Annotated in this window: 14 protein-coding genes; 11 read left to right on the plus strand and 3 right to left on the minus strand. The window is 49.7% G+C overall.

What is annotated here, in order from left to right; genetic code table 11:
• Nucleotides 1–470, minus strand: a 470-nt coding sequence (locus FIM25_RS09595) for an enoyl-CoA hydratase-related protein (RefSeq protein ID WP_179953289.1), incomplete at its 3' end; no start/stop codon positions are given.
• Nucleotides 471–901: 431 nt separating this feature from the next.
• Between FIM25_RS09595 and FIM25_RS09600 the strand changes: the two genes are divergently transcribed.
• Together FIM25_RS09600 and FIM25_RS09605 are read left to right on the plus strand one after the other, a co-directional pair.
• Entirely contained in the window at nucleotides 902–1,582 is a 681-nt protein-coding gene (locus FIM25_RS09600; RefSeq protein WP_246052120.1) for a superoxide dismutase, read from the plus strand.
• 241 nt (nucleotides 1,583–1,823) lie between these two features.
• Nucleotides 1,824–2,063, plus strand: coding sequence for a hypothetical protein (locus FIM25_RS09605; RefSeq protein WP_139448674.1), 240 nt, complete (start codon nucleotides 1,824–1,826; stop codon nucleotides 2,061–2,063).
• 69 nt (nucleotides 2,064–2,132) lie between these two features.
• On the opposite strand, the gene FIM25_RS09610 is transcribed toward FIM25_RS09605, so the two are convergent.
• On the minus strand, nucleotides 2,133–8,051 hold the full coding sequence (locus tag FIM25_RS09610) for a beta-ketoacyl synthase N-terminal-like domain-containing protein (protein ID WP_179953290.1): 5,919 nt from the start codon (nucleotides 8,049–8,051) through the stop codon (nucleotides 2,133–2,135).
• A 413-nt stretch (nucleotides 8,052–8,464) separates the two neighbouring features.
• Between FIM25_RS09610 and FIM25_RS09615 the strand changes: the two genes are divergently transcribed.
• The 4 genes from FIM25_RS09615 to FIM25_RS09630 are packed head-to-tail and all read left to right on the plus strand — an operon-like array spanning nucleotide 8,465 to nucleotide 15,889.
• A complete protein-coding gene (locus FIM25_RS09615; protein WP_139448677.1) occupies nucleotides 8,465–11,473 on the plus strand; it encodes an ATP-binding protein in 3,009 nt (1,002 codons plus the stop codon).
• Nucleotides 11,470–13,851, plus strand: a complete 2,382-nt coding sequence (locus FIM25_RS09620; RefSeq protein ID WP_139448678.1) for a PAS domain S-box protein — start codon at nucleotides 11,470–11,472, stop codon at nucleotides 13,849–13,851. The genes FIM25_RS09615 and FIM25_RS09620 overlap by 4 nt, the downstream gene beginning before the upstream one ends.
• Nucleotides 13,848–14,231 carry a response regulator gene (locus FIM25_RS09625; RefSeq protein ID WP_139448680.1) on the plus strand — a complete coding sequence of 128 codons (384 nt, stop codon included), beginning with the start codon at nucleotides 13,848–13,850 and terminating at the stop codon, nucleotides 14,229–14,231. Before FIM25_RS09620 ends, FIM25_RS09625 begins: the two co-directional genes overlap by 4 nt.
• Nucleotides 14,228–15,889, plus strand: coding sequence for a diguanylate cyclase (locus FIM25_RS09630; protein ID WP_139448681.1), 1,662 nt, complete (start codon nucleotides 14,228–14,230; stop codon nucleotides 15,887–15,889). Before FIM25_RS09625 ends, FIM25_RS09630 begins: the two co-directional genes overlap by 4 nt.
• A 17-nt stretch (nucleotides 15,890–15,906) precedes the next feature.
• On the opposite strand, the gene FIM25_RS09635 is transcribed toward FIM25_RS09630, so the two are convergent.
• Entirely contained in the window at nucleotides 15,907–16,503 is a 597-nt protein-coding gene (locus tag FIM25_RS09635; protein WP_139448683.1) for a hypothetical protein, read from the minus strand.
• Between the two features lie 169 nt (nucleotides 16,504–16,672).
• On the opposite strand from FIM25_RS09635, the gene FIM25_RS09640 reads away from it, so the two are divergent.
• The 5 genes from FIM25_RS09640 (at nucleotide 16,673) to FIM25_RS09660 (ending at nucleotide 21,862) form a co-directional block, all read left to right on the plus strand.
• A complete protein-coding gene (locus FIM25_RS09640) occupies nucleotides 16,673–16,927 on the plus strand; it encodes an AbrB/MazE/SpoVT family DNA-binding domain-containing protein (RefSeq protein WP_139448684.1) in 255 nt (84 codons plus the stop codon).
• Nucleotides 16,928–17,281 (plus strand): type II toxin-antitoxin system PemK/MazF family toxin, encoded by a 354-nt coding sequence (locus FIM25_RS09645; protein ID WP_139448686.1) that lies wholly within the window; start codon nucleotides 16,928–16,930, stop codon nucleotides 17,279–17,281.
• Between the two features lie 850 nt (nucleotides 17,282–18,131).
• A complete protein-coding gene (gene dnaA / locus FIM25_RS09650; protein WP_139448687.1) occupies nucleotides 18,132–19,505 on the plus strand; it encodes a chromosomal replication initiator protein DnaA in 1,374 nt (457 codons plus the stop codon).
• 104 nt (nucleotides 19,506–19,609) lie between these two features.
• Nucleotides 19,610–20,995 (plus strand): FAD-binding oxidoreductase, encoded by a 1,386-nt coding sequence (locus tag FIM25_RS09655; RefSeq protein ID WP_246052121.1) that lies wholly within the window; start codon nucleotides 19,610–19,612, stop codon nucleotides 20,993–20,995.
• A 117-nt stretch (nucleotides 20,996–21,112) separates the two neighbouring features.
• Complete coding sequence (locus tag FIM25_RS09660; protein ID WP_139448689.1) at nucleotides 21,113–21,862, plus strand: DUF4412 domain-containing protein; 750 nt, start codon at nucleotides 21,113–21,115, stop codon at nucleotides 21,860–21,862.
• The last annotated feature ends 79 nt before the right edge of the window (nucleotides 21,863–21,941 follow it).

Below are 21,941 nucleotides of genomic sequence, written 5' to 3' on the forward strand. Positions count from 1 at the left end.
AATGACCCCACATCCGCCACAAATCCCACGGCAGCCTCCTTGAGGCAGAAAACAGCATCTGCGGAACAGAGACGGATGTCACAGGCACTGATCATGTCAAGCCCGGCACCGATGCAGTGACCATGCACCGCAGCAATCACAGGCTTACGGCATTTTTCTATGCAGCTCATGGTCTCCTGCAGCATCTTGATCTTAGGAATAAAGCGCCACTTCACTCCGCCCTTCTGCTCTTCCATCAGCTCGGGCATGGCCCCCATCATTCCCATGAGATCAATACCAGCACAGAAGGAAGGCCCCTTGGCTGCCACAACAATGACACGGATATCAGGATCTGCATCCAGATCCGCATAAATTGCCGGAGCATCCTGCCATGCAGGCATATGCATGGCATTTTTCTTTTCCGGTCTGTTCAGATAAACCCATGCCACTTCACCTTTTTTTTCCACAAGATAATAGCTGCTCTCCGTCATGCTTCATCCTCTTTTCTTTATTTTTAATGTAAAGGTTTAAGATCTGGTAATTATTCAGCACCGTTTTCCAAGTACCATACCTGCAAGACAGATGCACAGGCCCCGGCTATTTGCCCGTGACGCAATCTTATTCGGGAGCTTCTTGCCCTGTGYGGAAGCGGCAAAAACTCCCCGCCACAGGCAGGATAAGCTTTTTGATTACCATGGCAGGCTTAAGCACGCTGCYTTTGTGGCGGCTCAGACAGTTTGCCGCTTCTTTCGCACAGGCCTTCAAAGCTCTGATCCGAAACGATTGCAATGTCACTTGCAAATAGCCACGGAGCCTTGTAACAGTACGATGCTGCTGTAATTACAGCATTGTCAGTTCAGAATAAACTGTGCTGAACAGTTACAAATAATCTGATTATTTTTTAACGAGGGAGGTATGTGTGATGAAAAAATGGATCTTATTGATGGTTTTGCCTGCTCTTCTGTCCCTTTCCTGCTCGCAGAGCGGAGGCGTATCTGATCTGCGCTTTGAGCCCCTGCCCTATGCCTATGATGCCCTTGAGCCATATATTGATGCGGAAACCATGGAGCTGCATTACAGTCGTCACCACAAAGCCTATTTTGATAATCTGGTGGCAGCTATAAAAGGTACATCTTTTGCCCGTCAGCCTCTGGAAGCTCTGCTGGCTCAGGCCAGCCGCCTGCCCGATGCCGTGCGCAACAATGCGGGAGGCCATTATAACCATGCCTTTTTCTGGAAGGTGATGTCTCCCGATGGTGGTGGTGTGCCAGAGGGAAAGCTTGGGGAAAAAATTGATGCTTCCTTTGGCTCCTTTGATGCGTTTAAAGAAGCCTTCACTCAGGCGGCGTTATCCCGTTTTGGCAGCGGATGGATCTGGCTCTGTGTTGCAAAGGACGGTTCCCTTTTCATCACATCCACACCCAATCAGGACAATCCCCTGATGGATACCGTTGAAAAACAGGGGAAACCCATTCTGGCACTGGATGTCTGGGAGCATGCCTATTACCTGAGTTACCAGAACAAAAGGGGCAGCTACATTGATGCCTTCTGGAATGTGGTTAACTGGGATGCGGTGGTATCTTTTTTTGAAGCCACTCTGTAAAGCAGAAAAAGGGCGGGTAATTATATTTTAAAATAAGGATTGACAAAAATATTTGTTTTATTATAGTTATTGTTGTTTTTTTGTAAGAATGATCCGTTTTTTGATCCTGTCTTATTTTTACGTCCGCATTCAGCCTAAGGGCTGGTGCGGGTGTTTTTGTTTGTGCTTGGGTCTTTTTTTTGTTTTTTAGATTTAACTGTTTTGTTTTATTGTTTATTTTTTATTGAAAAAGGAGAAAAAAATGAAAAGGGAAGAAGTTAAAGCCATTTTGATCCAGCTTGGAAGTGTCCATTTTACGGATTCTCCTGGCATATTCCTCCAGAGACATGGAGAGTCGGATCAGGGAGCCAATGATCGGGATGCTCTGTCTGTCCTGCGGCGGGAGCGGGACAGACTTGCAGAGCAGTTGAGGACCAGAACCCGTGAGTATGATGAGCTGCTCCGGTCCATGGGTGCCGGTAAAACTCTCAAAACAGTTTAAAAACAGATTGAAAAAGAGTTCGATGAATCCTGCAGGCCTCTGTGTTGCAGGCTTTTTTTGTCTCCTCAGTCACGTCAGGCTGACCTGAAAATTCTCTGCCGTATAGATGCAGAGACCGTCGCAGAATACGGCAGCCTGACAGCTCAGCCCTTCCTTTTTATCCTTAAAAATTTCCTTCACATTGATAACACAGTGCATGGCCGCACTGCCGGGCCGGATCTGCCCCCTGTAGGTCCAGCTGTGGCTCTGGGGGGTGACAAGAAAATCCTCCATGGGCCTTTTCAGTATCCGGGAGGCTGTCCAGCAAAGGGTGGTGAAAACTGCCTGAAGCCCGAGGGAGCCGGGGCATACGGGATCGTCCTTGAAATGGGCGTGGAAATACCAGTCCTGATCGGAAATATCCATGACGGCAAGGGTTTTACCAAGGCCTTCGCTTCCGCCCCTTTCGTCAAAGGAAAGGATGCGGTGGACCATGCTGAAGGCCTGTTCCGGATTGTTGTCCGGATGGGGCAGGGGGCTCTTTATCCCGAAATCGTGGATGGCTTCCATTCCTTTCAGGTTTTCCGGAAGATCAAGGCCCAGAGGTGCGGTCATTCCCTTTTGATCTGACAGGGCTTCTTTTGTGAAAAAACCAAAGTGGGTTGTGCATTGTAAAACGGGCTTTTTCCCCTGAAAGCATGCAATCTCGAAAAAGAGAATTTGCAGATCGCCGTTTTTAACATAGCGGGTCAGGGTGGCTTGGGTTTCAATTTCTTCTCCATGGAAAACAGGGCCAAGGATTGTTGCATCTCCTCCGAGGTTTCTGAAGAAAAGATCCCTTTCGCTTTTCAGGGAACACCCCATCCAGGCTGCCATGAGACCGCAGGGCTGCAGGGCGGCCTCCAGAAGCAGGGCATAGGGGAGATGGCTTTTTTCATGCCCGAACTCAGGGTTTGCAGCTTTCGGATGCCAGATGGCGGTGATCTGGCTTTTTTCCGCAATGTGGCCCGGCGTGAGATGGGCATGGCTTACGGCGTCCACCGTGAGATAGGGAGGCCGTGGAAGTCGGGCGAGAAAGCGTCCCTGATCAAAGGGGGCGTAGGTCTTTCCTAGGGCTTCTTCGGCACGGCCATCGCAGAAGGCAAGGAGTCTTTTTTTGTCCCACAGGGGTTTTTCTTCTTTTGTTTCTGACCAGATGGCGGCAAGACCTTCCCTGTCAGTTCCCTCCAGCATGAGGCTCATGCCCTCAAAGCGGACAATGCATTTGCCATCGGCGTACATGAGGGCATCGGCCAGCACAAAGGGCTGGGGAGCAAAATCCATTTTGCGGATATGGATTTCATAGCGCACCTGTGATGTTTCCGGCGTTACCGGTCCCCGGCATTTGAGGCGGCTTTCGGCACCGGGCAGGGGCTCCCAGGAGCAGGCCCTGTCTTCAGGTATCCATCCTGCGGCCATGACGTACACCCTTAAGGTCTGCATGCAGCATTCATACATCAGGGTGCCGGGCATGACAGGATCATCGGAAAAGTGACAGGTGAGAAACCAGTCGTCCGGGTGGATATCCGCCTCGCCGATGGCAAGGCCGCAGCCATAATGACCGCCCTTGGGGTCCATTTCCCTCATGCGGTGAACCAGCGCCAGCATGCCGCCGGGCAGACGGATCTTTTCTCCTATGGTTTTTCCTTTGAAAAGGGGACCAAAGGCCTTTTCACCATCTCCTTTTCGCAGGGCTTCCATTTTTTCTTCGGAAAGGGTCGAGGCAGGAAAGCTGTGTATGGGAATGGCACCGGGGGCGATGCCCCTGTCCTTCATGATGGCCGGGAATCTCTCCTTTGGGATTACGCCTCCGGAATCACGGATTTCTTCGGGTGTGAAGAATCCGGCACAGCCCTTTTCCATGGTGATGAGTTTTTCCTTTCCGATGAATCCCGTAAAGCGGAAGAAAAAGATGTGGGTTTCTCCCTGCTGCACAAAACGCTGGATTTCGATTTCATAGCGAACAGTTTCACCGGGCCTTGGCAGTCTTCTGTGGAAGGATGCCACCGCATCCAGAAGACGGTAGGCCCTTGTGCCTTTCACCTGAAGATCTATGCCCATGTAGGCGCAGAGGAAGAGATCGGCCTGACCGGATTCAATGGCAATGGAAAAGGGGGTACGGCCTCCGTCCAGATACCAGGCGTCTTCTTTTACCTCATGCTCCGTTACTATGGTTCCGGGTCCGGTGCGGCCCTTTACGGCATCAATGGAGAGGATTTGGTCCACCAGCAGCAGGGGCGGGGCAGGAAGCCGTACCCGCACAGGATAGCTGTCCACCGCAGCAAAGTCTTTGCCCAGAACCTTTTCTGCCTTGCCGATGGCAAATTCAAGGCAGGCTTCATGGTCAAAGGCAGGGGTCGGTGGAGCCGCAGGTAAAGGGGGCAGAGGTACAGGTAAAGGGGGTGCAGGCCAGTCCATGCCGCTTTCCTTGTTTCCCAGCAGGGTATCCAGAGTATTTATGCGCTGGGCACAGCCATCAAGGTAGATTTGATGCAGGCGGCAGGTCTCCTTCTGTATGGAGGAAAACTGGCTGAAGGCCATTTTATGCAAAGGGTTTTTTGCCATGCCACCTTTTTTGATCCAAGGCTCTGCCACATGCCAGATGGCTCTGGCTCTGGCAATGCTGATGACTTCCGCCTCGTCTTTTTTGGAAAGGCTGAAGGCCAGATGGGGGCGGTCTCCTAAGATACTGCGGATCATGCGGGTGCAGGAGTCCGATGGTCCCATCTCCACGAATATCCGCACTCCATCTTCCCATGCTTTGAGAACCAGTGATGGGAAATGAAAGCCCCGGAGATTTTGTTCCAGAATGGCATTGCAGCAGCTCTTTGTATCCGGAGTAAAGGCTTTTTCGCTGGCACAGGAATAATAGCGGTAGGGTTGTGGATGAACTGGAAAGGTGTGCAGGGTTTCATAGGCATTGCGTGCGGGTTTTAAAGCATCGCAGTGTACGGAAATGACCCCTTCAAGGAAGATGGGGCGAAGGCCCATATCCCCTGCCAGCTTTTCAATGTCCTTTTTTTCTCCTCCCACCACACATTCTTTGAAGGTGTTCACAATGAGGCGACGCAGTCTGGGATAGGCGGGCAGCTGGCTGTCCAGTGTCTCCATTTCCACGGGAATGAGGGCGGCAGCCCAGCAAAAGGCTTCTTTATCTCCGATGCCCCATTGTTTCCTTAAAGCCCTGCATGGACCGGAAAGCTCTTTGGTGAAAAGATCGGAGCCTTTCAGGCGTTGCTGCATGATTTCAGGGTTTTCCCAGAGACCCGTGGCAAAAAAGCCTGCTGTTTCTCCCAGGGAATAGCCCATCACCGCCTGGGCCGCAAAGCCTTCTTCTTCGGCAATGCGGGTCATGATGCGGCCATAGCGTACCTGGGCGAAAATGGCAGGGCTGGGGTCATCATTATGGTCCGGGGAAAGGGGGGGGATGGTTTTTTTGTCGGAAAAGCTTTCTTCATCGGCCCTTATGATGTGGGGCCAGAACTGCTCAAGGCTTTCTCCCATGCCATGGAAATGATTGCCCGAGCCCGGATAGACAAAGGCCGCTTCTCCCCGGAGGCCTTTTTGCAGGGAGGGCGCAAGGAAGGCGGCTCCTTCCCGGCCAGCAGGCAGGAGGGTCCGGTCTTCGGCGATGGCATCTTCAAGGATGGCACACCAGGAGCCAATCCGTTTTACATCACAGGCCAGAAGGGCCGCCCTGAACTCTCCTTCCGATGACCGACAGGCTGCAAGACTTGAAGCCTCGGGCAGAAGGGGAAGGTTTTTCACTTCTTCACGGAGAAGGCGGCAGGCCCGGATCAGTTCTTCTTTTGAATCTGCGCATAAAGGATAAACCTGTACGGGAGGGGATGGAGCTGCTGCTGGACTTTTCGGAGCATTGGGTGATGCCTGCTTTGTTTCCTGCCGGGGGATAGGGGAAGAAAGGCTTTCTTCTGCCATTCGGAGCAGGCCTTGGCCGGATGTTTCCCAAGGCTTTTTTCCCGTAGCCTTTTCCAACTCTTTTTCCCATTTTTCCGGAGAGATATCTCCAAGGATGGTTTCACCGCATTGAATGGCATCTTCTTTTCTGCGGAGAATGAGGCAGATGGCACCGGAGAAGGGCGCATCTGCCATGCCTTCAAGGCCCCGGCAAAGGGGAGACAGGTAATGGCTGCGCATATCCGAGGCGGCAAGGATAAAGGCCTTGCTTTCCCCTGTTTCAAGGCTTTGCTCCGCCATGTGCAGGGCTTCTATGGTGGCTTTTCCATCGCCGGAGAGGGTGATGCAGGGGCCGCCCAGCCCGAAAATCTTGGCCACCCGGCTGGCCGCCATGCTGGTGAGGGAGCCTGTAACGTGGTCCGCATCCAGAGGGGGAAGGGCAAGGGCTTGTTTATCTTTGGGAAAGGCCCATCTCAGGCTGAAGTCCGTTGCCGCAGGATCAAAATCAACCAGCACCCCAAGGCCCGTGGCTGCCCGTGTGCTTTTGTCCCAGTCCAGATCCCGCAGGGCTTTTTTTACGCAGAGGAGCAGGGCCCTGTGATCGGCCAGCATGGCTTCGCTTTCTTTAGGGGGGATGGGGAAGAGGCCGGGGGGAATGGGAGCTTCTTTTTTGTCGTAGCGTGCTGCACCCACGATGACAAGGGAGCTTTTCCTGCGTGAGGAAGGGATAAAGGGTCCGGGTTCCGGTGCCGGTGGCATTTCTTCCACTATCATGTGGGCATTGATACCCCCAAATCCAAAGGCATTGACTCCGAAGGCTCTGGGCTTTACGCCTTTTTTCTCCCATGGCTCAGCCGAGTTGAGGATGCAAAAGGAGCTTTTTTCAAGGGGGCTTCCATGGGCTGCCTTATTAAATGATGGGGTGATGGGAAGAGTGCCTTTTTCAAGGCAGATCAACATGCGGCTGAGCCCTGCGGCTCCGGCGGCCGTCAGCAGATGCCCGGTCATGGACTTGACCGAGGCCAGGACTGGTCCCTGTTTTCTGTTCTTGCTGAAAATTTCTTTAAGGCTGAGAATTTCCACGGGATCACCCGTGGGTGTGCCGGTGCCGTGGCATTCCACGGCATCCAGATCCTGAGGCCCCATGCCCGCCATGGACAGGGCCTGTGTCATGGCCCGGATCTGTCCTTCGGATCTGGGGGCCAGCACATTGCCGCCGATGTCGTTGGACAGGCCAATACCCCGGATGACGCCTATGATGGGGTCCTGATGTTTTAGGGCATCTTCCAGTCGTTTTAAGGCAAAGAGTCCGCAGCCTTCCCCCACCACAAGGCCATCGGCCCTTTCATCAAAGGGGCGGCAGTATCCCGAAGGAGAAAGGGCTTTGAGCTGGGTGAAGCCGATCTGAAGAAAGGAAATGTCTGCTCTGGAAATGCCTCCGGCCAGCATGAGGTCCGCGCGTTTTTCCCCTAAGATATCACAGGCCAGACGGAGTGCCACAAGGGAAGAGGCGCAGGCCGCATCCAAAGTAAAGACAGGCCCGCCAAGATTTGCGGCACGGGCCGTAAGAAGGGCAGGGCTGCCCGTCACCCCGAAGCCTGCCTTTGTCCCATTGTCCCTAAATGATGGCTGTTGCCCAAAGGATGTGCGGGCAAGCCGGGTGATGCTGTCCGTGGGAAGTCCGAGAAGGCCCGTAATCAGTCCCGTGCGTCTTTTAAGATCTTCTGTCACCCCGCAGTCCTGTAGAAGCCTTGCGGTGTTGTGGGCAAGAATCCATGGCAGGGGGTCGGAAAACCATTCCTTGCCGATGGTGCTTTCAACAAAGGGGGGCAGGGTTTCGGGAAGGGGAGCCAGTGCCGCCATGGTGCTGATGGTTTTGTCGGCAAGATGGCTTTCCGAAAAAAAGCTGGCCTGATCCGGCCAGCGTTCTTCGGGAATTTTTCTGATGGCCACATGACCCTTAAGAATATTACGGCCGAAGGTGGCAATATCCGGTGAGTCGGGAAAGGTACAGCTCTGGGCGATTATGGCAATGGGCATAAAGGATGTCATGGCTTCCGGGCTTTTTTGTTTGTATGATTGGGAGCTAGTGCTGAAACTTGAAAAAAACCCTGCCATACTGCCATGCTTTGCCATTTGAAGGCAAGGCAGTCTTTTTGCTTGTCAGTCGGCTACCTCTAAAGGATGCTCTTGCAGCACAGGGCCGTAAAAACTATTCTGATTATCACTATCTTTCAGCCATAGAAACTTTAAACCGTAGAAATTAAAAGACCAGATTTTACACTTGTCGTCGGGCACCCGTAAAGGTGCCCTTACAAAGCAGGGGGCGCAGAATACATTCGCAGGAGCAGGCCTTAAGGGCTTTCAGCATATGATTCTTTCATTCCGCTGCATCCTGATTTATGATATCCTTTCATCTCTTTTATATATAATGGTGCAACTTCAAAATTTACGGGGCAGGGGCCATGATGTTTTCCATATTCAGACAGCATTTCACCAGAGGGCTTACCCGGCGGATTGTACTGATTACAACGGGCTGTCTTTTTATAAGTATTCTTCTTCTTACCCTTCTCATTTCAAGGCTGCTTTTTGTGGAGGCAGAAAGAACGGTGGTGGGTCATCAGCAGGAGCTGGTGGATATGCTGGTGAAACGTATGGAAAACGAGCTGGAGGCCCGGAGTCAGACCCTTCAGGGCTTTGCCAGTTTCATCCATGACGGGGAAAAGCTTTTGGAAGTTGAAAAAATTGAAAAGCTTCTTTCCACAAGGGTTCGGCTGCTGGAATATTTCAACGGTGGCATTCTGGTGGCCGATGAAGGGGCCGTAGCCATAGCAGAAACCATCTTTGTGCAGGGACGTATTGGCACCGCCTACCCGGACAGGCCCCATGTGATCACTGCAACGAAAACAAAAGAAGTTGTTTTTACAAGGCCCTATATGGGAAGGGCCACAGGGGTTCCCTTAAGTACCATTACCGTTCCCGTCCTGTCCGATTCAGGCCGTGTCATCGGCTTTCTTTTCGGTAATACCCTTCTGGCAGAGGATAATCTTTTTAAGGAAATCAGTGAAGAAACCCTTGGGCATCAGGGACGGATATTTGTACTTGATCCTCTGCTGGGTATGCTTGTGACGGCTTCGGATTTCAGTCTTGCCATGCAGCCTGTGCCAGAAAAGAATTTTCCTACTGTGCTGGATGCCGTGCTGTCCGGCAAGCCTTCGGGAAGGTCAAGGGATCTTCAGGGAAAAGAGGTGGTATACAGCTCCGCTGTCCTTGAAAAAATGGGCTGGGAGGTAATCCATGTGCTTCCCGCTGCCATGGTAAGGGGGGCAGGAGCGTCTTTAATCATAAATATTTCTTTTTTCATTATCTGTCTCATGGCAGCCACTTCCCTTGTCATTGTTTTTCTGCTGCGCCGGGAGCTTTTTCCTTTGCAGGAGCTGGCGGAAACCATCAATGCCATGGCCACGGGAAAAATCCCTGTCCAACCCTTAGAATCTGTTTCCGTCAATGAAATTGAAAAAATCTGCCGTGCTTTCAACCGTCTCCATGAAATGCGGGAAGATCAGGAAAAGGTTCTGCGGGAAGAAAGGGATTTTCTAAAAAGTCAGTTTCTCCAGTCTTCCGATGGTATTGTGCTTTTGGACAGGGACAATCTCACCATCATGGAAGCCAATCCGAGGCTTTCGGAAATATTGGGCTTCGGTCTTCAGGATCTTGAAGGCCAGTCCCTTTTGGCTCTTTTGGAGACAGACGGAGAAGATCTGAAAAAAGCCTTTTCCGGTATCACGGAAAATCCCGACCGCAGGGCAAGGGAGTATACTCTGCTCCATGCCGAAGGCCACAGCATTCATACCATGGTCAGTGCAACGCTGGTGCATAAGGGGCCGGATACCTGCATCATGGCCAATGTCAGGGATATTACGGAGCTTAAGCAGAATATAAGGATAAAAAATGAATTTGTTTCTACGGTGAGCCATGAGCTGAGAACACCCCTTACGGCCATCAGTGGTGCCCTTGGGTTAATTATGGGGGGTGCCATGGGAGAGATGCCGGAAAAATCAATGCCCATGCTGGAAATTGCCAGCAATAACTGCCGCAGGCTTTCCATGCTCATAAATGATCTGCTGGATATGGAAAAGCTCAGCACGGATAAAATGCGTTTTGACTTTCAGATTCAGGATATTACAAGCCTTGTGAAGAGGGCCGTACAGGAAAATCAGGTGTATGCGGAAAAATATAAGGTTTCTTATGTTCTGGAGAAACCTTTGCCTTCGGTCAGGGTAAATGTGGACGCCCAGCGTTTCATACAGGTTCTGGCCAATCTTTTATCCAATGCAGCCAAGTTTTCCCCGGAAGGTGGAATGGTCTGTGTGCGTATGCATTTTCCCGATGATAAAAGGGTGCGCATAGGTGTGCAGGATCAGGGGCCGGGGATCTCCGATGATTTCAGGCTTCGTATCTTTGAAAAATTCACCCAGTCAGAGGCAACGGATAACCGCAGCAAGGACGGAACAGGCCTTGGCCTTGCCATCACTAAAGCCCTTGTGGAAAAAATGGGTGGTTGCATTGATTTTGTTTCTGAAGAAGGAAGGGGAAGCTTTTTCTATCTTGACCTGCCCCTTGCCCATGGTGAAATCAATACCATGGATTGCATGCTGTCAGACTTACCGGATTTTTTATCCCCTCAGGCCGTTTTTACTGCTTCAGAGGGGGCTGTGGCTGGAGCAGGTCCATTGGCGCAGCAGGTTCTTGTGGTGGAAGATGACCCGGATACTGCCCTGATGCTGCAGGCTCTTTTGACCTGCGGCGGTTTTGGAGCGGATGTTGCTGTGGATATTGGCGAGGCCCTGGAAAAAATAGACAGAGTAAAATATACGGCCATTTGCCTTGACTTAATACTGCCCGATGGCAACGGTGTGGATCTCATAAAAAATCTCAGGTCCCGTGCTGAAACAAAGGATCTGCCCATAATTGTAGTTTCTGCCTTAGTTGAGGAAGGGCGCCTTGCTGTTAAGGGGGCTTTCAATGCAATAGACTGGCTGGAAAAACCCATTGAACCGCATAATTTGCTGGATACCATCAGAAAAATGCTTAAAAAATCAAAGGGTGAAAAACCTTACATACTCCATGTGGAGGACGATGAGGATCTTGGAGAAATTCTGGCGGCCATTGGTGGGGATCTGGCCCGTTTTGATCTTGCCGGAAGTCTCGGGGAGGCTTTCTTAAAACTGGATCAGTACCACTATGACCTTGTGATTCTGGATATCGGTCTTCCCGATGGCTCTGGCTGGGAGCTTTTGCCTGCCATACATGCCCTGATGCCTCCTCCGCCCGTTCTTGTGCTTTCCTCTTCGGAGCTTAGTCATGCTGATATGGCAAGGGTTCATGGGGCCCTTACCAAGGGAAAAGTTCCCAATGACATTATTCTTGAAACCCTGAAAAATATTCTGGCTCAGGGGGAGGCAACCCCATGAAAAGTGAGGGCTTTTCCCTTAGGGCAACCTTTATGGTTCCCATTCTTTTTCTGACCTTCCTTGCCGTGGCTGGCTCATGGCCCCTTTATCATTTTACGGCATCAAAAGTTATCCATGGGGCTGTGGACAGTCTGCAGGCAGAAATATCCTCAAGGATTGCAGATCATCTGGAGCACCTTCTGGATCATCCCCAGAGGATCAATGCCGCCAATGCCCGTTTCATGACAAAGGGGATTCTGAATCCGGAGGATCAGGAAGCACTGGAGAATCATTTTCTGGGGCAGATCCGGGAAAATCCCGAGATCAGCAGCATTTATTTTGGTAACACCAGAGGAGGCCTTGCCAATTCTGGCAGGGAGCATGCAAGTGATTCTCTTTATTTTATTGGAACGGATAATTTTGAGGCAGGATTTTTTTCTAAGGTGGCCGTTACAAAAGCGAATCAACGGGGGGAAGTGCTTTTGCACCTTCCCGGATTCGACAGCAGGGTGCGGCCCTGGTACACAAAGGCTTTGGAAAAGCAAAGACCCGTGTGGAGTGATATCTATTTTCTTTTTAACACGGATAAAATGGCCATTTCCGCCAGCAGACCCGTTTGGGATGAAAAAGGAGAGCTGCTGGGTGTGACTTCTGTGGATATTTTTCTTTTCCATATCCATGTATTTCTCAAAAATTTAAAAATTGCTGAAAACGGCCATGCCTTTATCATGGAGCGAAGCGGTTTTATGGTGGCAAGCTCCCACCATGAAAGAGATTGCACGCTGGAAGAAAGCTGTTTGGCTGTGAGGGTTTCTGCCTTTAAGAGTTCCTGCGCCATTACCCGCAGTGTGGCAGAAGTTTTTCTGTCAAAAAAAGAAGACGGTTTTGTAAACTATGATCTTAAAAAAGCTGAAGTAAGGGTTGGGAACGAAAAGTATCTGGTTTCGCTGACCCCCCTTCAGGATGAATGGGGTATAGACTGGCTGATCTTTGTGGTTATTCCCGAAAGGGATTTCATGGGGGAAATCCGGGAAGCCAGAAAGAAAACCCTTCTTTTCCTTTGTCTGATCCTTTTTGCCGCTTTTATATCGGCCCTTGCCATTATAGAAAGGGTGGCCAGCCCCATTCTTCAGCTCCATACCGCAGCCCAGCGCCTTGCCGTTGGGCTGGATCCCAAAGCCATATCATTCAAGAGGACACCAAAGGAAATCCGGGAACTCATGGTGACTTTTCTCCATATGGACACCTCCCTTCGCCGCTCCATGAAGGATCTTGCCCGTGAAGTGCGTGAGCGTAAAGAAGCGGAAACTGTCCAGAAGCAAAATTCCCGTCATTTGCAGGCCATTCTGGACAATGTGCTGGATGGCATCATCACCATAGATCCCGTTGGAACCGTGGCTTCCTTTAATCATGCGGCCAGCAGAATATTTGGCTATGAAAGCTTTGAGGTGGTGGGAAAAAATATCCGTATGCTCATGCCGGAACCCTACCACAGTGAACATGATGGTTATCTTGCCCGTTACAGGGAAACGGGAATTCCACGGGTGATTGGCATTGGCCGGGAGGTTTCAGGAAGACGGAAAAACGGAGATGTTTTTCCCTTGGAGCTTGCCGTATCCCGGCTGGAAAGGGAGAATCATACCCTTTTTATAGGCATTGTGCGGGATATCACCGAAAGAAAGCGTGTGGAAAACATGAAGGATGCCTTTGTGTCCACGGTCAGCCATGAGCTGCGTACCCCTCTGACTTCCATAAGGGGAGGCCTTGGCCTTGTGACCGGAGGAGCGCTGGGACCTGTATCTGAAAAAATACAGCACCTCTTAATGATTGCCTACAGAAATACGGATCGTTTGACAATTATCATCAATGATCTTCTGGATATGGAAAAGCTCATTGCCGGAGAAATGCATTTTAATATGAAGAAGCAGCCCCTTCTTCCCCTTGTCTTAAGGTCCATGGAAGAGAATCAGGCTTATGCTGACAATTATGGGGTAGACTTTGTTCTGGACTTTCAGGTGGATGAGGGTTTACTTGTGCTGGCAGATACCCTTCGCTTCCAGCAGGTGCTGGCCAATCTCCTTTCCAATGCAGCCAAATTTTCTCCGGCAGAGTCTTCTGTAAAGGTGGGGGTTTCTGTGGAAGGGGCACGGGTAAGGATTTATGTACAGGATGAGGGTCCCGGTATATCTGAAGATTTTAAGGACAGGGTTTTTGAAAAATTCTCCCAGGCCGATGGAACGGACCAGAGGCAAAAAGGTGGAACTGGCCTTGGTCTTGCCATCAGCCGTGAAATCATGTCACATATGGGGGGCGAAATCGGTTTTCTCTCCGAAGAGGGAAAGGGAGCCACCTTTTATTTTTATCTGCCGGTGGCAAAGGAATCAGGGGAGGATCTGTGAGTACACTGAAACGCATTGCCTATGTTGAAGATGAAACGGATATTCAGGAAGTTGCAAAAATGGCCCTGGAGCTGGTGGGCGGGTTTTCCGTGGCTGTTTTTTCCTCAGGGCATGAGGCTGTGGACAAGATGGCCGCCTTTTCACCCCAGCTGATTCTTCTGGATGTCATGATGCCCGGCCTTGACGGGCCTGCAACCCTGATCCGGCTGCGGGAGCAGGAGAGTCTTAAGGATGTTCCAGCCGTTTTTATGACGGCCAAGGTGCAGACCCATGAGGTGGCCCGGTATAAAGAACTGGGGGCTGTCAGTGTTATTGCCAAGCCCTTTGACCCCATGACCCTTGCGGACCAATTGAAAGGAATCTGGGAGAATCTGCCATGACAGCTAAAGAAGATCAAAAGCTTTTTGAAAGCCAGATGGAGCTTCTGCGGGAGGGTTACAGGGAAAAGCTTGAGCATCAGCTGAGTGAAATGGTAAAGCTGCTTAAAAATCTTGAAAAAAGTCTGGACCCCCTTCCTGCTCTGGAAACCCTGCGTCAAGAGCTGCATAAGATTGCAGGCGGAGCCGGTATTTTTGGTATGCCGGAGCTGGGTAAAAAGGCCAGAACCCTTGAAATTCAGATGAAGGGTATAAGGGAACGCGCGGCTTTGGGAAAAGAGGTGCCTGTTTCCGAAATACTGGCGGCCATTATGGCGCTGCATGTTCCGGAATCTTTACCAGACAAAGGGGAATCTGCATCTTCTATGGTACCGGAGAAGTCTTTTGGGAGTGCCGGAGATTTGGATGTTGAAGAGCCGAGGCTTCTCATTATTGACCCTGATGACAAAAGGGGCCGGGAGCTTGTGCTTGCCCTTCGTTATTTCGGCTATATCCCAAGGCATTGCAGCAGGCTTTCCTCCGCAGCATCCCTTTTTCCCCATAAGGCTCCCCAGGCCATACTTCTTTCCCTTTCGTCCAGTGAGAATCCTTTTTCAGTCACTACGCTGGCAGAAGAAATAAAGGATCTTTTTCCGGAGCTGCCTCCACTCCTTGTACTTTCGGACAGCCTGGATTTTTCCACCCGCCTTGCCGTGGCCAGAGCCGGAGGGCAGGGTTTTTTCATTCGGCCTTTAGATGTACCAAAGGTTGTGGACCGGCTGGAACAGCTCATAGGCAGAAGGGAAATGGCACCCTACCGTGTGCTGATTGTGGATGACGAACCCATGGTGGCGGAGCATTTCTGCCTTGTGCTGCGGGCGGCGGGCATGGAGGTTCACAGAGAAGAAGATGCGGCCAGGGCACTGGATATGCTTTCCACCTTCAGGCCGGAGCTGATACTGATGGATGTTCATATGGAGGATTGCTCGGGAACGGAGCTTGCCGGAATCATCCGTATGGAGGAGGAGTGGGTGGGTATTCCCATTCTCTACCTTTCCGCAGAAAGCAAGATGGAGGAGCAGATACGGGCCTTGAACAGCGGCGGAGATGATTTTATCACCAAACCTGTGGATGATGCCTATCTTGTGGCCTCGGTTTCCGCCCATGTGTCCCGTGCCCGCCGCCTTTCGGAGCTGATGGCAAAGGACAGCCTGACGGGGCTTTTAAAGCATATTCGCATCAAGGAAGCTCTGGAAGTGGAAATGAGTCGCAGCAACCGGGACGGTTCCACCCTCTGTGTGGTCATGCTGGATCTGGATCATTTTAAAAGGGTGAATGACACCTGGGGGCACGCTACCGGAGACAGGGTCATCAAAGCCCTTGCCCATCTGCTTACACGGCGGCTGAGGCGCAGTGACAGCATAGGACGTTATGGTGGCGAAGAGTTCATGGCCGTTCTTCCCGGATGCACCCCGGAAAAGGCCGAAATACTAATGGAAGAAATACGCAAGAATTTAAAAACCATTGAATTCCATGCAAAGGAAGAAGTTTTTAATGTTACCTGCAGCATCGGCATTGCCTGCTCTTCTTTAGGCAGCTCTCCGGAAGAGGTTCTGCAGGCTGCGGATCAGGCCCTTTACAGGGCCAAGGAAGAGGGCAGGGACAGGATCTGTATTAGTTGAAGGAGGCTTTGTTTTCCTCAGGGGGAAAGGGCCTCAAGTTCCCTTGCCACATCATCCATTTCATCATCTTCAAAGGCCCTGTCCAGGGCCTCAAAGCCCTTCCTTGCCCTCTCCTTTGAAATACTCTGCTGCAAGCGGTTCACCCTTTCTGTCTGGTATTCCAGCAGGGCTTTTTTGGGCAGAATGGCGGCTCCGAAAACCCTTGCCTTTCTGGCCTGACGTATGAATCCCGCATCCCTTTCGTCTTCCTGGGTGATGCGGTCTATGCGTATATGGCTTTTGACAAAAAGATTCAGGTCCCTGTCATGGCGGAACTGACGGACCAGTTCTTTTTCCGCAGGATCACTTAAGTGCCTGAAGTTTTTATAAACAACATTGTCAACAATTTCCTGAATCCTTTCTTCCATCTTTACGCAAAGATCCCCTTGCAGCGGCTCCAGCATTTCAAGACCTCCATCTCTGTAGGTAAAGACATAGAGGTAACCGGGATTTTTTTCTTCATAATACCAGGCAGGGGCACCTTCAATCTGTATTTTGTCCCCTGCCATAAGGGCCTGCTCAAAGAGAAAACCTGCAAATACGGAAACAAGTTTGATGGCTATGGCTTCAAGCATGGGGTTTTCCTTTCATCGGGGAAAAATTGCTTAATGGAGGTGCATTCAGTGGGATTTTCATGGTTATATTTTCATAAGATAAAGGAATTTTCTTTTATTGACAACCCGGATGTATGTAATAATAATGTTGCTACATATTGATACATTTATTGATGAAGGAAGGTGATTTATGCGCACTCAGGTAAGAAAAATCGGGAACAGCTTAGGCAGCATCATCCCTGCTTCTTTAATCCGTCAACTGAACCTCAGGGAGGGATCAGAAATTGACATGAAAGAAGATGGAGGCAGAATTATTCTTGAGCCTGTCAAAGGGTCCCAAAAACCTTTTCCATTCAGCGAGAAGGTTCTTTTGAAGGGACTGGATGCCCACACAGCACATGCAGATGAACTGGCAGCAGTATCAGAAAAGGAGATGGGTTGCTAAATGGTACAATATATTCCCCAGCGAGGTGATATTGTCTGGCTGGATTTTGATCCGGTTAAAGGACGTGAAATTGGAAAATACAGACCTGCTCTGGTCTTATCAGACAAAGACTACAATCAGCAGACAGGCCTTTTGATATGCTGCCCTGTAAGCACCAGTATCCGTGGTGGTCTTACGGAAGTTTTTGTAAAAAATCTGGAAAAGCCTTCCGTTGTGGCTTGCAGTCTGATTCAGACATTGTCCTGGAAAGACCGGAGCGTAAAGAAAATTACAAGGGCTGAGGATGGCCTTATGAAAGAAGTTTTAACTCGCCTGCTTCCTTTGATGGGTGCAGAAATATTGTTTGAAGATTGATGTTGTGGCCATACCTTCCCCTCTGCAGGCAGGTTTTCTTTTAAGGGTCTGACAGCTATGTAAAAAATGAATTTTCTGCCCTGAATCCTAAAAACTGGAAATAATCAGATATGAAAAGCTGGTATATTATTAAAAAAGTTTAGGCATGCCTAACGGGTGTCTCCTCCCGGCATCCCAAAACGATTTTCTGTATTCTGCCGGTGTCGATGTGGTTTTTTACTTTATTTTTAGCGTTTTATTTAGGTTGTAGACAGTTTTTTATATGTTTTTATACAGGGACAGTCCATCATTTTTTTCAGATCGTGGTCTCCTTACCGTTATTGGTTTTATGATAAAAAGGGGCGCATAAACAAGGATTTGACTGTTCATAAAAAAACAAATAAGAGAAAATCGAAGTAAAAGCGTGAAAATCAGAGAAAAGGTATTTTGTATTTTTTTCCGGACATAAGGAATCCTCTTAAAATTCTTATAAAAAGAAGCCGATTTTTGAAAAGGCTGTGATTTTGAGGAGATTGGCTTATTGTACGGGAAAAACCCTTTAAATTAAAGGCCTTGTATTTTAGTCTCTGATCCGCCCAAAAAGCCTGCAGTACTCCTGAGCCGGGTTTGACGGAAAAGGGCAGGTGCTTTATCTACAGTCTGACTTTTCAAGGACCACAGTCCAAAATTTTCGAATTAAGGTTTTTTGAGGCTGTCGGCTGTTGTTTTCATATTTTACATTCAGGCTTTTTTGAATTTCCTGTGTTTGTGACTCTGTCGCTGAAAAAATACCAGTGACGGATAAGGAAATCTTTGTTCAAAAAAATATATATTTTAAGTTTAAAAAACGGGAAAGCAGGAATAGCTTTTTATGGATGCGAATCTCTGGGATACGATCAAATCAGGTATTAAAAACCATGTGCCGGCACACAGTTACCGCATGTGGATAGAGCCCATCGGCCTTGGTGGCTGTCAGGACAACCAGGTGGAGCTGACCTGCGCCAATGCCTTTTCCCAGAAACGGATACAGGAACACTACGGCAGCCTTATCCGCAGTGAAATAGAAAAGCAGACGGGTCATCCCCTTGATATCCGTTTTGCTGTTTCAGAAAAACAATCCACTGTAACGCCAGTTGCCCGTACCAGAACGCCGAAACCTTCGGTGTTTGCTAGGGAAAGACAGATGGAGCTGCCCCAGGTAGCTACCCGCCTGCTCAGTGGACGGATGCTCAGGAAGGATTACACCTTTGACCGTTTTGTGGTGGGCCAGAACAGTGATTTTGCCTATTCGGCGGCCCTCTCCCTGGCGGCCAAAAAAGGCGGCTCCCTTAAAACACTTTTTCTTTCTTCCCATACGGGCATGGGTAAAAGCCATCTTTCCCAGGCTGTGGGGCATCATATTCTGCATAAATCACCGGGAGAACGCATCTATTATGTGACTGCCGAGGATTTTACCAATGAGATGGTGGGGGCCCTTCGTTCAGGTGGTATGGATACCTTCAAGGAAAAGTACAGAACTCAGTGTGATGTTCTTCTGATGGAGGATGTTCATTTTCTTACGGGTAAGGACAGAACCCAGCAGGAACTGGCCATGACCCTGGATTATCTTTTTGAGGCGGATAAAAAAATTATTTTTTCAGGAGCTGCCCTTCCTGCAGATATTCCCAAGCTCAATGATCAGCTCCGCTCAAGGCTTTCATCGGGCCTTGTATCCCCCATTGAAAAGCCGGATTTTCAGACAAGGCTTCGGATTTTAAAGTCAAGGTGCCGTGAGAATTCTGTGGACATGCCCATGCGGGTTATGGAGTTTCTGGCAGGGGAGCTGGAAGACAATGTCCGTCAGCTGGAATCCGGACTGATAGGTGTCACAGCAAAACACTCCCTTCTGGGAACGCCCATGGACATTGAGCTGGCAGAGAGTGTTGTAAAAAATATTGTCTGCCGCAAGCGCCAGATAACCGTTGAGGGTATCAAACTTATGGTATGCAAAGAGTTCGGTGTTTCTCCCGAAGATATTGTATCCAAATCCCGTAAACAGAATTTTGTTCGTAGCCGTCAGATGGGTATTTACCTTTCCCGCAAGTATACGGATCAGTCCATACAGGCCATAGGCCGCAGCTTTAACCGTTATCATGCCACTGCCATCCATGCCATCAATGCCGTTGAAAAGGGAATTCGGGAAAAAACAGCTGTGGGAAGGCAGTGCGAGGTTCTGCAGAAAAAAATTGAATCCGGGGATTTGTAGGGTTTAGTTTTTTTTCATAAAGCAGGTAGATAAACGGAATGATACCTTATATAGAAGGTAGTGTTCCGTTTTTTTTGTTATGATTAATCGGGAAGGAGTCTTTTGTGGGTGAAAGGAAACTGGGGCGGCAGGTGCGGGAAAGTCTTCGCAGGGCTGTGGGTGAAAAAGCTTTTTTTGATTCCGAAGCGGATCGCTTTCTCTACAGTTATGATACCAGCTCCCGCAAAGTGCTGCCCGATGCTGTGGTGCGGGCAGAAAATGCTGAGCAGATTGCAGCTCTGATGGCTGTGGCAACCCGCCATGGCATTCCCGTAACACCAAGGGGTGGCGGTTCCGGCACAACGGGCGGGTCTGTGCCTGTAGATGGCGGTGTGGTGCTTGTTATGTCCGGTATGAACCGTATCTTATCTGTCGATATGGATAATCTTGTGGCCAGGGCAGAGCCGGGGGTGATCACAGGAGATTTTCACAGGGCTGTGGAGGCAAAGGGTCTTTTTTATCCTCCCGATCCAGCCAGTTCAGCATTTTGTACCTTAGGCGGGAATCTCGCAGAATGCGCCGGAGGTCCCAGGGCAGTTAAGTATGGTGTAACCCGTGACTATGTGCTGGGCCTTGAGGCGGTGCTGCCCACAGGGGAGCTTATCCGTACCGGCGTGCAGACTGCCAAGGGGGTTGTGGGCTATGATCTCACCCGACTGATTGTTGGTTCCGAAGGCACCCTTGCCGTTATTACCTCCATGAACCTTAAGCTGCTTCCACTGCCGGAGTCCGTTAAAACCCTTACTGTGGTTTTTGACGAGATGGCCCGAGCGGCAGAAACCGTCTCTGAAATTATCCGTCGGGGTCTGATACCCAGAACCATTGAATATATGGATCAGGCGGCCATAGTCTGTGCCGAAACCCGTATGCCCGGAGAGCTGCCCGTGGATGCAGGGGCCATGCTGATTATAGAGGTGGATGGGAGAAAGGCGGAAGCCATTGCCATGGCAGAGGATGTGGCTCTGCTCTGTCAGTCTATGGGGGCCAGAGAGGTGAAGGTGGCGGCTTCCGAAGACGAGGCTGCACGCCTGTGGGCAGCGAGAAAGGCCATTTCTCCTGCCCTTTTTCGCTATGGTCCCCATAAGATCAATGAAGACATTGTGGTGCCCCGTTCCAAAATACCCGATGTTGTGGAAAAAATCCGGGAGCTAAAAGAAAAAACCCGGCTGATGATGGTCAGTTTCGGACATGCCGGAGACGGGAATATTCATTTTAATATCATGCTGGATAAAAAGGATGCATCGGCCCTGCGCCGTGCCCACTGGGCGGTGGAGGAGCTGTTCCGCTTTACCCTGGCCTTGGGAGGGACCCTTTCCGGAGAACATGGTGTAGGGCTTTCCAAGCAGGCTTATTTTGATATGGAGATCGGTCCTGAGGAAAAGGCATTGATGCTGCGTCTTAAAAAAGCCTTTGATCCCGCAGGGATTTTAAATCCCCATAAAATATTTTGAATTTTTTCATAAACTGACGTAAGAACAGGCAGAATACTCATTCTGCTTTTAATTTGTCTGGCCTTGTTGCGAAACAGCGTTTTTTTATTTCATGCATATTACCCAAAGGAGAATCCTATGAAAAAAATCTTTTTAATGTTGATCTTTATGGGGATCACTTCCATTGTTTTTGCGGATCTGACCATGACCCATGTGTATGAAGACCATGAATCAGGGGAAAAGCAGAGATTTGTTACTTATCTTTCAAAGGATAAGGTTCGTTCTGAAAACAAGGTGGAAGGCATAGGCTTTGCCAGTATAGGACGTATGGATAAGGATGTTATGTGGATTATACGTCCGGATAAAAAAGTTTATGCTGAAATGTCCATGGCTGAAATGCGGCGTATGGAAGAGCAGGCCATGGAATATGAAGCTTCTGCCCGGTCCATGATGGAAGAACAGCTTAAAAATATGAGTGAAGAGGAAAAGGCACAGTACCGTGAATTCATGGGGCTTGACGGGGAAGATGATACTCCTTTGAAATATGTTAAAAAAGGACAGGACAAGGTGGGGAAATGGAATTGCACCATATATCACGGGATGCGTAATGGAGAAAAAGTTGAGGAAATCTGTACGGTCCCCCTTGCCACCCTTGGTGTGACAAAAAAAGATTTTGAAGCCTTGGATAAAATGTCTAAAGACGAAGAAAAGGACTGGAAGGAAATGGAGAAAAGGGGTTTTCCAGTTCGAAGCATTGAGTTTGAAGACGGAGAAGCCATTGCCACGAACCTTATTCTCTCCATTGAAAAAAAGTCAATCCCCGCAAGTGTTTTTGAAATTCCTGCCGGTTATAATAAGGTATCCATGATGGGGCTTTACGGCGAGTAAATCAGGGGTTGAAGATAAAAAAAGCTTTTGTAAAAAGGCCCGCAGCTTATGCCTGCAGGCCTTTTTGTCTGGTTAGAAG

The organism is Desulfobotulus mexicanus, from assembly GCF_006175995.1.
Taxonomy (GTDB): Bacteria; Desulfobacterota; Desulfobacteria; order Desulfobacterales; family ASO4-4; genus Desulfobotulus; species Desulfobotulus mexicanus.

Bases quoted from the DNA above. Each gene is read 5' to 3' on its own strand.
- FIM25_RS09600 (WP_246052120.1), top strand. From the start codon at position 902: ATGAAAAAATGGATCTTATTGATGGTTTTGCCTGCTCTTCTGTCCCTT.
- FIM25_RS09605 (WP_139448674.1), top strand. From the start codon at position 1,824: ATGAAAAGGGAAGAAGTTAAAGCCATTTTGATCCAGCTTGGAAGTGTC.
- FIM25_RS09610 (WP_179953290.1), bottom strand. From the start codon at position 8,051: ATGACATCCTTTATGCCCATTGCCATAATCGCCCAGAGCTGTACCTTT.
- FIM25_RS09615 (WP_139448677.1), top strand. From the start codon at position 8,465: ATGATGTTTTCCATATTCAGACAGCATTTCACCAGAGGGCTTACCCGG.
- FIM25_RS09620 (WP_139448678.1), top strand. From the start codon at position 11,470: ATGAAAAGTGAGGGCTTTTCCCTTAGGGCAACCTTTATGGTTCCCATT.
- FIM25_RS09630 (WP_139448681.1), top strand. From the start codon at position 14,228: ATGACAGCTAAAGAAGATCAAAAGCTTTTTGAAAGCCAGATGGAGCTT.
- FIM25_RS09635 (WP_139448683.1), bottom strand. From the start codon at position 16,503: ATGCTTGAAGCCATAGCCATCAAACTTGTTTCCGTATTTGCAGGTTTT.
- FIM25_RS09640 (WP_139448684.1), top strand. From the start codon at position 16,673: ATGCGCACTCAGGTAAGAAAAATCGGGAACAGCTTAGGCAGCATCATC.
- FIM25_RS09645 (WP_139448686.1), top strand. From the start codon at position 16,928: ATGGTACAATATATTCCCCAGCGAGGTGATATTGTCTGGCTGGATTTT.
- dnaA (WP_139448687.1), top strand. From the start codon at position 18,132: ATGGATGCGAATCTCTGGGATACGATCAAATCAGGTATTAAAAACCAT.
- FIM25_RS09660 (WP_139448689.1), top strand. From the start codon at position 21,113: ATGAAAAAAATCTTTTTAATGTTGATCTTTATGGGGATCACTTCCATT.